This is a genomic window from Dietzia sp. UCD-THP, assembly GCF_000349585.1.
GTDB classification, from domain to species: domain Bacteria; phylum Actinomycetota; class Actinomycetes; order Mycobacteriales; family Mycobacteriaceae; genus Dietzia; species Dietzia natronolimnaea_A.
Genome location: NZ_AOSR01000044.1, coordinates 1 through 11324, shown reverse-complemented (window position 1 = coordinate 11324; position 11324 = coordinate 1). Strand labels below are relative to the sequence as shown.

11 protein-coding genes and 1 pseudogene are annotated in these 11324 nt (G+C 62.0%); 4 read left to right on the top strand and 8 right to left on the bottom strand.

Translation table 11 applies throughout. The features are described 5' to 3' along the window. Positions 1-83 precede the first annotated feature (83 nt). The gene (locus H483_RS25175) at positions 84-473 is read left to right on the top strand and encodes a heavy metal-responsive transcriptional regulator (RefSeq protein WP_007928756.1); all 390 of its coding nucleotides are present in this window, start codon (positions 84-86) and stop codon (positions 471-473) included. 241 nt (positions 474-714) lie between these two features. Here the strand turns inward: H483_RS25175 and H483_RS25170 are convergent, their stop codons facing one another. Continuing rightward, on the bottom strand, positions 715-2292 hold the full coding sequence (locus H483_RS25170) for an MFS transporter (RefSeq protein WP_031264631.1): 1578 nt from the start codon (positions 2290-2292) through the stop codon (positions 715-717). A gap of 117 nt (positions 2293-2409) precedes the next feature. Between H483_RS25170 and H483_RS25165 the strand changes: the two genes are divergently transcribed. Continuing rightward, on the top strand, positions 2410-3096 hold the full coding sequence (locus tag H483_RS25165; protein WP_031264630.1) for a TetR/AcrR family transcriptional regulator: 687 nt from the start codon (positions 2410-2412) through the stop codon (positions 3094-3096). Positions 3097-3267: 171 nt separating this feature from the next. Here H483_RS25165 and H483_RS38470 read toward each other — a convergent pair whose 3' ends face one another. The 4 genes from H483_RS38470 to H483_RS25150 form a co-directional block, all read right to left on the bottom strand. Continuing rightward, positions 3268-4329, bottom strand: a complete 1062-nt coding sequence (locus tag H483_RS38470) for a BtrH N-terminal domain-containing protein (protein WP_007633702.1) — start codon at positions 4327-4329, stop codon at positions 3268-3270. A gap of 120 nt (positions 4330-4449) precedes the next feature. Further along, positions 4450-5670, bottom strand: coding sequence for an NAD(P)/FAD-dependent oxidoreductase (locus H483_RS25160; RefSeq protein ID WP_017836048.1), 1221 nt, complete (start codon positions 5668-5670; stop codon positions 4450-4452). Next, complete coding sequence (locus H483_RS25155) at positions 5667-7007, bottom strand: cytochrome P450 (RefSeq protein WP_371204028.1); 1341 nt, start codon at positions 7005-7007, stop codon at positions 5667-5669. Before H483_RS25155 ends, H483_RS25160 begins: the two co-directional genes overlap by 4 nt. A gap of 88 nt (positions 7008-7095) precedes the next feature. Further along, on the bottom strand, positions 7096-7416 hold the full coding sequence (locus H483_RS25150; protein ID WP_007633708.1) for a 2Fe-2S iron-sulfur cluster-binding protein: 321 nt from the start codon (positions 7414-7416) through the stop codon (positions 7096-7098). A gap of 118 nt (positions 7417-7534) precedes the next feature. Here H483_RS25150 and H483_RS38465 point away from each other — a divergent pair, with 118 nt between their 5' ends. Beyond that, complete coding sequence (locus H483_RS38465) at positions 7535-8536, top strand: AraC family transcriptional regulator (protein ID WP_031264629.1); 1002 nt, start codon at positions 7535-7537, stop codon at positions 8534-8536. A 149-nt stretch (positions 8537-8685) separates the two neighbouring features. Here H483_RS38465 and H483_RS25140 read toward each other — a convergent pair whose 3' ends face one another. After that, positions 8686-9210 (bottom strand): PaaI family thioesterase, encoded by a 525-nt coding sequence (locus H483_RS25140; RefSeq protein ID WP_017836045.1) that lies wholly within the window; start codon positions 9208-9210, stop codon positions 8686-8688. 296 nt (positions 9211-9506) lie between these two features. On the opposite strand from H483_RS25140, the pseudogene H483_RS25135 reads away from it, so the two are divergent. After that, positions 9507-9854, top strand: a pseudogene (locus H483_RS25135) (TetR/AcrR family transcriptional regulator); the annotation flags it as partial. Here the strand turns inward: H483_RS25135 and H483_RS25130 are convergent. Together H483_RS25130 and H483_RS40525 are read right to left on the bottom strand one after the other, a co-directional pair. Further along, positions 9852-10949, bottom strand: a complete 1098-nt coding sequence (locus H483_RS25130) for an IS630 family transposase (RefSeq protein WP_031264626.1) — start codon at positions 10947-10949, stop codon at positions 9852-9854. The pseudogene H483_RS25135 and the gene H483_RS25130 overlap by 3 nt on opposite strands. A 36-nt stretch (positions 10950-10985) precedes the next feature. Next, a complete protein-coding gene (locus H483_RS40525) occupies positions 10986-11108 on the bottom strand; it encodes a Clp protease N-terminal domain-containing protein (RefSeq protein WP_152427884.1) in 123 nt (40 codons plus the stop codon). Positions 11109-11324 lie beyond the last annotated feature (216 nt).

Sequence of the window (11324 nt, the reverse complement as noted above, 5' to 3'; positions counted from 1 at the left end):
CCAAACCCTCAAATACTCAGTGGACGTTCCAGCGCAGGGGAAGGTCAAGGCGAACATGGACGAGAGCCGAGAAAGGGGCCACTGTGCGCATCGGTGAGTTGGCCGTGGCCAGCGGCACCACAACCAAGACGCTGCGCTTCTACGAAGAAGCCGGCCTACTACCTGCGCCTGAGCGCACCGCCAACGGATACCGCGACTACACCCCTGCGGCCCTGGCGCGCCTGGACTTCGTTCGCCGCGGCCGCACCGCTGGGCTCACCCTGGCCCAGATTCGCGAGATCCTCGACATCCGCGACGCCGGAGTCGCACCCTGCCAGCACGTGCACGCCCTGCTCGAAGCCCACCTGGGCGACCTGGACCGCCAAATCGCCGACCTGCAAGCACTGCGACACACCGTCGCGCACCTTCACCACAGTGCCACCACCAGCGACCCCACCAAATGCGACACCACGACCGTCTGCCGCTATCTGTGACCAGACCGGTGCTCGCGTGTATCGCCATGAGCAGATGCCGCCACAGAGCGTCGACAGAACCCCGCCATATAACGGCGAAAGCCACACACCAGCCACTGACCCCGCCCTGAAGATGGTGGGTATCGCTAGCCACAGCAGCTCGACCGCCGAGATTCGGCACTCGGGAGGGACCGCGGTTCTTGCTGACCTTGCGCAGTTTCTCCAGGCACGAGTCAGTGCAGCCGGAAGCCGGACGGGCCACCTATCCGACGCTGTCCCGGTGTGCCGGTGCTGTGGAACTGGCCGTGGTCTTGTGGTCACGCGGAGCAGTGCCCGGGGCAAGGATCGCTAGCAAGACTGCGGCTGCGGCGGTGAGGATTGCCAACGTAAGTGTGGCCTGACTGCTGCCGTTGACAAATGCCTCTTTGGCGTAGTCGACCAATGGTTGCGCCATTGGTCCGGCTTGTGCGGCGATCTCTAGGGCGGCGGCCAGGGAGTCGGAGACCGGACCGCGGGCAGGTTCGGGTAACTGAGGCAGGGCGGGTTGGATGTGGCGGGTGTATCCGGCGGCCAGCACGCTGCCGGCCACTGCGATCCCCATCGCAGCGCCGATCTCGCGGGCCGCATCGTTGACTGCGGCGGCGACCCCGTGTTTGCTCTCCGGAGTTTCGGCGATGATCGCGTAGGTCGCTGGGGCTGTGCATAGTCCGAGCCCTGCGCTCATGATCAACAGCGGCCATAGCAGGTCGAGGTAACGTGCGTCGACGGTCATCCGGCTGACCAGCATCAGGCCAACTGCGATGGTCGCCAGACCGGCGACGGTCATCACTCGTAGTCCAAATCGCTGTGACAGTCGGGGGGCGATCACCGAGATCACGATCAGGGGGACCGTCATCGGCACCAATCCCAACGCCGAGGCCAGCGGTCCGTATCCCAGGATCAGTTGCAGGTACTGCACCAGGAGTAGGAATACCCCGAAAGTGACCAAGAATTGGATGGCCACCGACAACGAGCCGGCGCTGAAGCCGCGCTTGGCGAACAACCGAACATCCAACAAGGGGGCCGAGGATCGCAGCTCAATCAGGATAAAAAAGGCTGTCGCCAACATACCGGCCCCGGCGCTGGCGAGAACGATCGGGTCGGCCCAGCCCCGCGCGGGAAACTCGATCGTGGCGAATACGATTCCCGCAACCGCGACTGCAGCTGCCGCCGCGCCCACCCAGTCCACGGGAGGGTGATCATGCTGGCTGGACTCAGCGATCGTGCATGCCAGCGCGGCCAGTAGGGCTCCCGCTGCGGTCAGTCCGACAAATACCGACACCCACGACCAGCGCTCAAGCAGCACCCCGGCGCCGAGGATGCCTAACACTGCTCCGGAGCCGGCGACTCCAGCCCACACACCTACTGCTCGGCCGCGATGAACGGCGGCGAAGCCAGCAGTCAGAATCGATAGCGTCGAGGGCATTACCAGTGCAGCGCCCGCCCCGGCAATCGCTCGCGCAGCGATCAACCAGGCCGGGTCAGACAGCAGAAGGGGAAGTGCGGACGCCATGGTGAATATCGCCAGGCCTATTACGAGAACCGCGCGTCTGCCATAGCGGTCACCGATCGCTCCAGCGGGCAGGACCAGGCACGCCAGTACCAGCGTGTAGCCGTCGACGATCCAGGTCAGCTGGGCTTGCGTCGCTCCAGTCTCTACCGCAATCTCCGGTAATGCCGAATACAGCGCGGCCATGGCCGCGACCACCAACGCCACGGCTAGGCACGACACCGTGAGCATCCACCATTCGGCTCGGGTCCACCGGGATGACTCGGTGATGGTCTGTTGGGGTGAGTGCATCGCCGGCCCCTTGCTGTGAGATGGTCGGTCTTGGTCTGAGACAAGTAGTATCACAGTATCCGGCTGGCTGGACAGGTTAGCTTGGACGAGAAGTGACCGTCGGCCGAAGGGGAGAGCGTGAACGACTGGAGTGCTGACCGGCCCGCTACGGACGACGATCAGCTCGATCCGCGACTGCTGCGCTCACGAAAACGATTGCTCGACGCTGCCACGCATCTCCTGAGCACTGGCGGTGTAGAGGCGGTTACCGTCGAGGCGGTCACTCGAATGTCAAAGGTTGCGCGGGCCACGCTCTATCGGCATTTCGGCGGGACCGCCCAGTTGCTTGCGGCGACCTTCGAGCGGCTGTTGCCTCGCGTCGAGGTCTCTGCCGACAGTGGGTCGGTACGAGACCAACTCATCGCGCTTCTCACGGCCCAAGCCGACCTGATTGACCAGGCGCCGCTGAACATTACGACTCTGGCTTGGCTGTCAATCGGATCAGTCGGCGGCGATCCTGCCGATTCGGCCGCGATCACCTCACTGCGCAGTCGAGTCATCGAGGAGTACCGGCAGCCTTTTGACCACATCCTCACACAGCCTGACGTACAGGCGCAGCTCGGCAACATCGACACCACCTTCGCGATTGTTCAACTCCTGGGTCCCGTCGTGTTCGCTCGCCTTACTGGGCTCTGCACGGTCGACCACGACGGATGCGTGCAACTTGTTGATGATTTTCTTGCTGCCCGCAAGCAGGGAGACAAACCCATCCCGGCCGAGTCCATCCACGACCTGAACCGCCCTGGCGCCGGCGGATCTCGCTAAATCGGGGCTTCTTCTTGTCGGATGGGTGTGACCGCTCGATCGCCGAGGTCGCCGGGGAGGTGGCGAGGCAACCCTAGAGCCCGGTCGTTTCGGTGCGAGCGGCGGCGAGCCATCCGCTGCAGTCTGAGTGCGGCCGGAACTTCTACCGTCCAGTTTTGACTTCCCGATTAGTCAGGCTGCTGCAAGCGATCGCGAAGCTGACTCCAGAGCTTCAGCCAGTTGAAGCTCGAGCGTGGGCAGGAGGCTAACCGCCGAAGCCACACGTTCCAGCCGAGTACGCACATCGACCTCGTGCTCGATCCCGGCTCGGCCGGCCTCCGTCCATGTCTGTGCACAGTGTCTGGCGGCTACGGCGAGATCTTCGGTCGCGAGGTCACCGGTCAAACGTGCCACGTCCGCGCAGCCGTCAGCGAGCAGCTTTCGGAACAGGCCGCCACCGGTGCCGGCCTTCTCGATGAAAGCGCTCAAGCTGAATAAGAGGATCTCGAGTTCGTCAGCCGGTAGATGGGACCAAGTCCGGACATCAGCGGCGAGCTGGGCGACCGCTGCTAAGCCTTCGGAACCGCTCACCGCGGTCGTGAGATCAACGACTCCTGGCGGAGTTGGGTGGCGCATGTTCGCTGCCGATTGACGGAAAGCCGCTGCGGCAACCTGCGCAAGGTCTGGTAACTCATGCGGCCAGGCGATGCGGTACGTGGTGTGACGTGTCGGTTGTGGGAATGACATCGACGACCGTGCTCGAGCGAGAGCGTCGAACGGAACCTTTTGGACCTCGGCACGGTCGTTGTCAACAACGAAGGCGATCCTCTCCGCCTCGTCGTAACCAATTACCACGATATCGTGGCGACTCATTTGGAGCCGAACCCGCAGGTAGGGCAACTCCGCGATGTCGCCCCATATCAGGGCTGGCCTTCCGGCATCGACCTCCTGGCTAATCCACGACCATCCTTCTCGGGGATCGTCGGTCGTGAGCACTTGGACCTGTGCGCCCAGTAGATGGGGGAGATTTACTTCGAAATCGGAGTCTCTCCCTACCAGATAAAGCGGCGGGAAGAGGTCGCTCGAGCGCAAGTAGGACAGGCCAAGTGACCCCCCGAGGGTGAAGACGAGACCTTCATCGGGCGGTCCTTCCCAGCCGAGGCCTTGCCAGTGCAGGAGGTCTCGCATCGCGGCTGAGCCGCAGTGCCCCCCGACCCGATGTGGATAGTTCTCGATGAGCGTCTGGCGAGTCATCAGAGTTCCTTTCTGAACGGCAGGCGGGCACGAACCGGGCTCTCTTGCTGCGCCAGTGGGATGTCAGCGCCGTTCGTCGAGGCTCCGCCGCTGACCGTGCGAGTCTCGCTCGGGACTGGCTTACCCATTGCGAAAGGAATCGGGAGAACCCGTATGGGCGAAATCGGTCCGGACGAAAGGACGCTGCTGGGTGATGGCTCGCTTGCTGAGCATGAAATCGCGGGGGCGGTTGATGCAGTCTGCAGCAAGGAGTTCGCCATCACGGAGGTAGAAGCAGCTGAAGTCGCGGTCCCGGGTGGGGTCACCGCTGAGGACGACTTCGTCGTAACCGGTGTTGAGACCGGCGATCTGCAGCTTGAGATCGTATTGATCTGACCAGAACCAGGGAAGCGCCTCGATCTTCCTAGATTTTCCGCAGATGGTCGAGGCGGCGACCTTGGCCTGCTCCCCCGCACTCGACACGGACTCCATGCGTATACGGCAGCCGTAACGGGCGATGTCATGGCTTGTGCAATCTCCGGCGGCCACGATGTCGGGGTCCTCGGTCCGGGCATGGTCGTCGATCACGATGCCGTTGTCGACCACGAGACCCGCAGCGTCGGCGAGTTCTGTTCTCGGTTCAACACCGATGCCCACGATGACCAGATCAGCCGGGATCGACTCGCCAGTAGATAGTGTGACCTCGCGGACGCAGTCGTCTCCGACTAATGCTGCGACTTTGGCGCCCGTTCGGATATCGATGCCCTCCTCTCGGTGGATCCGCTCGAAGAACGTTGATACGTCGGGAGCAGTGACCCGCTCGAGGACGCGAGTGGTCGCCTCGAGCACGGTGACGTCCAGGTCCAGTGCCCGTAGTGAGGCGGCCGTCTCAAGTCCGATGTAGCCGCCCCCGACGATCACCACTCGCCGCCCGGGGGTGGCGGACGTGCGGATCTTCTCGACGTCTGCGGCGGTACGAAGGTAATGGACCCCGGGGAGATCGGCCCCAGGAACGCGGAGCTGACGAGGGCGGGCTCCCGTGCACAGCGCGAGCTTGTCGTATGTCAGTGTGTCGCCGGTGCTCATAACGATGTGCCCAGCCGAGCGGTCGATCGCCTCCACGTGCGCGTTGAGAAGCTGGATTCGCTGCTTGGAGTAGAAGTCCGAACTGCGGATGGTGATCTCGTCGAGGGTGGTTTTCCCGGCGAGATACGCCTTCGACAGTGGCGGGCGCTGGTAGGGCACCGTGGGCTCCTCGCCGATGAGGACGATCTCACCGCTCCACCCGTCCTGCCGTAGGCTCGCCGCGAGTTGGGCTCCGGCATGGCTGGCACCGATGATGAGGGCTCGCTGCGATGTCATGTGCCGGATTTCGGGGTGAGGCGCACCATCATCTTGCTGATGCCGCGAACGAAGTTGGACTGCACGTACTCGGGTTCGCCGACGACCTCGATGTTCTCGAAGCGGGGGAGCAGCTCTTCCCAGAGGATCCGCAGCTGCATTTCGGCCAGTCGGTTGCCCATGCACCGGTGTACGCCGAACCCGAAGGAGATGTGGTTGCGGACGTTGGCCCGGTCGATGATGAAGTCATCGGGCCGCTCGAACACACGCTCGTCGCGGTTGCCTGAGGCGTACCACATCACGACCTTGTCACCCTTACGGATGAACTGACCGTTCAAGATAGTGTCAGTCTTGGCGATTCGGCGCATGTAGGCCAGCGGCGTTTGCCACCGGATTATCTCGGAGACCATGTTGGGGATCAGGTCAGGGTTGGACTTGAGCTTTTCGAACTGGTCTGGGAACCGGTTCAGCGCCAGAACGCCACCACTCATCGAGTTCCGGGTCGTATCGTTCCCTCCGACGATCAACAGCACAAAGTTGCCCATGAATTCCATCGGGCGGTCGATCAGATCCTTGGTGTTCTCGTTGCTCTGCAGCATGGTGACCAGGTCGAAACCGGGTTCCTCCCCCTCTGCTAACCGAGCCTTCTTGTCGTACCACAGAGAACTCAGACCGCTCGCCATCTCGCGCATTCCGTCGAACGACTCGTCGAGGTCCGCAGGACCACCGTTCGCTTCCTCGAACGAAGTTGCAATATCTGACCAGTACACGAGTTTGCGACGTTCCTCGTAGGGGAAGTCCAAGAGCGTCGCGAGCATTCGAGCTGTCAGTTCGATCGAGACAGTCTGGACCCAGTCGAACGGCTGATTCACCGGCAAGTCGTCTAGTACCTCGCGAACCCGAGACCGAATGAGCGTCTCCATCTCGCGCAGGTTCTTAGGCGCCACCACCCCCTGCACAGCTGCTCGCTGCACGTCGTGGCGCGGTGGGTCCATCGCGATGAACATCTCAATATCGAGAAAACGAGGCGGGGCCCCGATCACTATCATCGGCTCGGCGGAGAAGACCTCATGGTTCTTATCGACCGCGATGATGTCTTCATGTCGGGTCACTGACCAGAACGGCCCGAACGCACTGTTGGGCTGAAAGTGGACCGGAGCCTCGTTTCGCAGGCGCTCATAGTAGGACTGCCAGCGTCCTTGCCGATAGAGAAAGGGATTACTGAGGTCGATGTCGGCGAGTTCGACGTCCTCGACGGGGGGGATGGGCTTCTCTACGAAGAGCTTCTTCCCATTCGTCCTTGTCACCCAGCGCCGAGTCCTGTCGTACAGATGGGCGCCCCGGATCTGCAGATCCATCGGGATGGCCGACTGAACCTTGTCGCCGATCGTATCGGAAACCTTCACGTGTCTCACCTTGTCTTTCGTCGTTACATCTGGAACGTCGTTACATCTGGAACTCTGGCACCTGGACGGTAAGGCCGTCCCAATCCGCGGACGCGGTCATCTGGCACGACAGTCGGGAGGTCGGCAGCCGTTCGGGGTTCATTGAGAGCATCTCTTCTTCACTTGCTCCCGAGAGGCCCACCACGTCGGACCATTGCGGATCAACGATGACATGACACGTGCCGCACGCGGCTTCGCCTCCGCAATCGGCGTCGATTCCGGGCACCGCGTTGTTGACGGCGATCCGCATGAGTGACTGCCCCTCCTCCAAGGGCACCTCGTGCTTCTCTCCGTCATGTGAGACGAAGGTTACGACTGTCATCGCTGGCTCCTGCATGGTTGTTCGGGTAATAGCTGCTCACAGCATTGCTAACAACGACGACTGCGGCTAGGTTGATTGAGGGCAGAAGCTTGTTAATTTGGCTCAGAAGGCGGGGGCGATGAATCTTGATCGCGAGGGCGTGCCACCGCTCGTGTTCGCGCAGTTACTTGAGAGCCCAGTTCTGGAGCAAGACGCCGTTGCACGGTTTCGCGAGATCATGGATCGTGAGCGAAGCGACGTCGAGTCACTTCTCGCCATCAACGCCCAAGTTCCCCTGCGGTGGATCAGGGAAGCCTTGCCCGACCTCGACGTTGACCAAGCAACGACCCTCGGTTTGGCGTTCGCCCAGCATGCTCATCTGACGTCCTTCGGACCATTAAGCGTCCCACTAGTAAGCGCAGGTTCCGCAGGCGAGATATTGGAATTGCTTGCCTACCTGCCGCTAATAACCCCAGCCCTGAGTGCGCAGTTCTACGCAGGTGGACACGGAGTGTCTGTCGCGCTCAATGGGCAGACGGGCGATCGAGTCCTAGACTCCCTAGTGGTCACCTACTGTGGTGCGGTCCTGCTGAGGCTGCTGAATATACTCGTTGGCGATGCACCAGACATCACACTCTCACTGGGTTGGCCCGCTCCGGAAGGTCTGCCCGTGGATCAGGATTGGTTAGCTGGTCGCCTGGTATTTGACGCTTCACTGTCCATTCTGCATTTTCCCGTTGACGCGGTCAATCACGTCTGCCGGTTCTCTGACCCCGTGGCGTATCGACTCGCTATCAGTGACTTGCAGCGAAGGCTCGACGAGCGGAGTAAAATCGCCTCGTATTCGGACAAGGTGAGACGTCTGATAGAGAAGCGTCCCGCAGATTGTGGAAGTCAGTGGATTGCAGACGAACTCTCCATCTCTACGAGCACACTTAAGCGGCGCCTCTCTGAGGAAGGGATGACCTATCGCGGACTGCGCCAGTCGATCATTCTTGAGTACGCGATTCTTCGTTTACTGGACGGATCTGTGTCCGCGAGCGAGATCGCCACGGACCTCGGATATAGCGACCTCGCCAGCTTTTCACACGCTTTCAAGCACTGGACCGGCCACCCGCCGACGGGGTTCCGTCGTAGGTAGCGCTGCCACTTGGTTGACTCGTACAGGGCAACTGGCAATGCACGGTGCCTTCAGCTTCGCCCTTTCTTTGGGCGTGGCGTTCAATAGCTTCAGGCTCCGCCGACACCCTCGACGTATTCGGGCCTGGTGCTCGCGGCGGTGAGTTTGGCCTAAGCCCTCGAGTTTCTCTGTGACTGCAAAAAGTGTTCAACCTCGACCACGATGAACAGGGCAGTGGCAGTAATAACAGTGCGGCCCTCTGCATCCTCCATCGTGGACTTGAGGTCCAATTTCCGGCCATCGCGAGACCGAACTGCAGCGCGCAGGATGTACGGGGTGTCGAGTAGTGCTGGCGCAAGATACTCGAGCTCGAGACGGCGCGTCACGGCGAGCTCGCCGACCGAATACAGCAAGAAGCCGAAGAGGTCGTCAATCACGGTCGCTACCGCGCCGCCGTGTGCAATGCCCGGTGCCCCGACGTGGCGCTGGTCGAACTGGTGGTGTGCGACGACGCCGTCTCCGTCACGCCGTACCGAGAGGAAGTGACCATTCGGGTTCTCTGGTCCACAGCCAAGGCAGTTGGGGTGGTGGGGAGGAAGCTCGGAGGAACCGGATTCCATGCGCGTGAACGAGGCCACCCAGTTGTCGATATCGGTACCTATCGGCTCGCCGGCCTTGTCGCGAAATGTGTCCATGCCCAGACCTTCCTGTCGATGAAGTTGTACTGGGTGCGATACCTCGGCTTGTGGCGACGGAGATATCGCCGACACCCGCACGTCCGACCCGTGAGCCAACCTTTGACCGGGACGTCCAAGGGGCCCTGAGGCCCGATGCGGGTGGCCTGAGCAACTGGCTGTCGACGGCACGATAGTCAGGTCGACAAGGCCGACTGAGCCGGGACACCTTGTACTGTACGAACATACAGTAAGCGGTACCGACGTATAGTCTAGTTTGGGGTCCGTAGGCTCGACCGCAACTGAAGGGGAACCGCGTGAATCGTTCCGCTCCAGGCGCCGCGGGCCGGGATCTCACTGCCAAGGCGCGCATCCGCAACGCCGCACTGGATCTCTACGCCGCCAACGGCGAGGACGGCACTTCGTTGCGAACCGTGGCAACCGCGGCCGGAGTGACGGTGGGTCTCGTGGTCCATCACTACGGCACAAAGGACGGCCTTCGCGAGGCGGTCGAGCGACTGGTCGTAGAGCATTTCGCTACCGCACTTGCCTCGGTGCCCGTGGACATCCCAGGCGCCGACATCGCCCGGATCCGCAACGACGCGGTTGTCGACATGCTGGTCAGGCGTCCCGAGGTGGTGAACTACCTGCGCCGCGCGTTGCTAGTGGTCCGCATTTGAAGTGTTGTTACGGTTGGCTTTCGCGAGGACTTCCTCGGCGGTTTTCGTCCAGACGAACGGGTGTGAGCGGTTGTTCCAGCCGTCGATGAAGGCCCGAATCTTGGCGTTGAGGTCCTTGACGGATGTGAAGACCCCTCGGCGAATGGCCTGGCGTTCGACGATCCCGAACCAGACCTCCACCAGGTTCATCCACGAGGCGTGAGTCGGGGTGAAGTGCACCTTGAAGCGGGGATTGTCAGCCAGCCAGGCCTTGACGTTCGCGTGCTTGTGGGCGGCGTAATTGTCCATCACCAGGTGCAACTCGACCGGCTTTCCCTCGGCGTCAACGGCGTCGCGGTAGGCCCGCTCAATCTGCTTGAGGAACGCCAGGAACTCCTGGTTTCGGTGCCGTGGCTTGAGGGCGGCGGTGACCTGCCCGGTAGCGATATCCAGCGCCGCGAACAAGGTGGTGGTGCCGTGCCGGACGTAGTCGTGGCTGCGCCGCTCGATCAGTCCCGGCTGCATGGGCAAGATCGGCTGCGTCCGATCCAGCGCCTGGATCTGAGATTTCTCGTCCACGCACAGCACGATCGCGTTCTCCGGGGGCGCCAGGTACAGACCGCAGATGTCGGTGACCTTGCCGACCAGCTCGGGATCGGTAGAGAACCGGAACGACTCGGCCCGCCACGGCTTGATCCCATAGGCTCGCCACGCCGTGACCACCGTCGAGGCCGAGACCTTCAACCGCGCCGCCAGCAACCGCGACGACCAGTGGGTCACGCCCAAACTCTTCGGCGGCGGCATCAACGTCGCCGTCACGATCGCCGCGTGATCAATCGTGCGCGGCCGGCCAGAACGTTTCTCATCGACCAGGCCCGCGATGCCCTTGTCCTCATACCTGGATCGCCACAGATTCACCTTCGGACGCGACGCTCCAGCCAGCTCCGCGATCTCAGCATTGCGCCGACCCTCCGTGGCCAGCAACACGATCCGCGCCCGCTGCACCATCCCCGCCGACATCGACTGCGAACGGGTCATCCTCTCGAGCTCCTCGCGATCGCCGGGACGCAACATCAATGCCGGGGCAGGTCGATTCGCCATGCCCCATGATTTCACAAACCCAACCGTAAAACTACTTCACACGCGCGACACTAGGATGGCGAGCTGGAGATGTTCAACTCCAACATGCTGGTGGCCAAGGTCTCCGGCGATCTCTTCGGCGCGGGCTAGTAGCTGCTCGAACCGAGGTGTTCTTCTCATTCCTCAGTAACCTCGCTCTTCTCCCGGTGCGGGTCTCGGAAGATGGTGTCCATGTGGCCGCAGATTCAGCGGCTTTGGTTCCTATAACCTTCCTCGGTCATGGGGGCCACCTCCAAGTCAGGGCTGGCACCATAGCTGCGCGCGAGTGGAAGTCTCAAGGATCGCGGAGTGCTCCATCTGATGCAATTCGAGGCGCCAGGTGGAAGGTCTGCGTAT

Excerpts from the sequence above, each read along its gene's own strand:
- H483_RS25170 (WP_031264631.1), bottom strand. The coding sequence starts at position 2,292 with ATGCACTCACCCCAACAGACCATCACCGAGTCATCCCGGTGGACCCGA.
- H483_RS38470 (WP_007633702.1), bottom strand. The coding sequence starts at position 4,329 with ATGACTCGCCAGACGCTCATCGAGAACTATCCACATCGGGTCGGGGGG.
- H483_RS25160 (WP_017836048.1), bottom strand. The coding sequence starts at position 5,670 with ATGACATCGCAGCGAGCCCTCATCATCGGTGCCAGCCATGCCGGAGCC.
- H483_RS25155 (WP_371204028.1), bottom strand. The coding sequence starts at position 7,007 with ATGGATCTGCAGATCCGGGGCGCCCATCTGTACGACAGGACTCGGCGC.
- H483_RS25150 (WP_007633708.1), bottom strand. The coding sequence starts at position 7,416 with ATGACAGTCGTAACCTTCGTCTCACATGACGGAGAGAAGCACGAGGTG.
- H483_RS38465 (WP_031264629.1), top strand. The coding sequence starts at position 7,535 with ATGAATCTTGATCGCGAGGGCGTGCCACCGCTCGTGTTCGCGCAGTTA.
- H483_RS25140 (WP_017836045.1), bottom strand. The coding sequence starts at position 9,210 with ATGGACACATTTCGCGACAAGGCCGGCGAGCCGATAGGTACCGATATC.
- H483_RS25130 (WP_031264626.1), bottom strand. The coding sequence starts at position 10,949 with ATGGCGAATCGACCTGCCCCGGCATTGATGTTGCGTCCCGGCGATCGC.
- H483_RS40525 (WP_152427884.1), bottom strand. The coding sequence starts at position 11,108 with ATGAGAAGAACACCTCGGTTCGAGCAGCTACTAGCCCGCGCCGAAGAG.